Source organism: Staphylococcus sp. HMSC14D10, from assembly GCF_001808125.1.
In the GTDB taxonomy this organism is placed as follows: Bacteria; Bacillota; Bacilli; order Staphylococcales; family Staphylococcaceae; genus Staphylococcus; species Staphylococcus haemolyticus.
Genome location: NZ_KV792267.1, coordinates 4,717 through 4,990, shown reverse-complemented (window position 1 = coordinate 4,990; position 274 = coordinate 4,717). Strand labels below are relative to the sequence as shown.

2 tRNA genes are annotated in these 274 nt (G+C 49.6%); both read right to left on the bottom strand.

Going from position 1 to position 274, the window contains the following annotated elements:
- Window positions 1-41: 41 nt before the first annotated feature.
- Window positions 42-115, bottom strand: a tRNA-Ile gene (locus tag HMPREF3134_RS10195).
- A 28-nt stretch (window positions 116-143) separates the two neighbouring features.
- Window positions 144-217 (bottom strand) — tRNA-Met (locus tag HMPREF3134_RS10190).
- Window positions 218-274 lie beyond the last annotated feature (57 nt).

Here is a 274-nt window from a genome sequence, read left to right as displayed (position 1 = left end):
CGATCCCTTCAGCCGGACTTGGGTATTCCTCCAAAATTATATGGACCTTGCAGGACTCGAACCTGCGACCGAACGGTTATGAGCCGTTAGCTCTAACCAACTGAGCTAAAGGTCCAAATTATAATTCTACAACTAATAAGTAGTGGCGGTGGAGGGGATCGAACCCCCGACCTCACGGGTATGAACCGTACGCTCTAGCCAGCTGAGCTACACCGCCGTTATCTAGTTTGTAAATTTAATATGGTGGAGACTAGCGGGATCGAACCGCTGACCT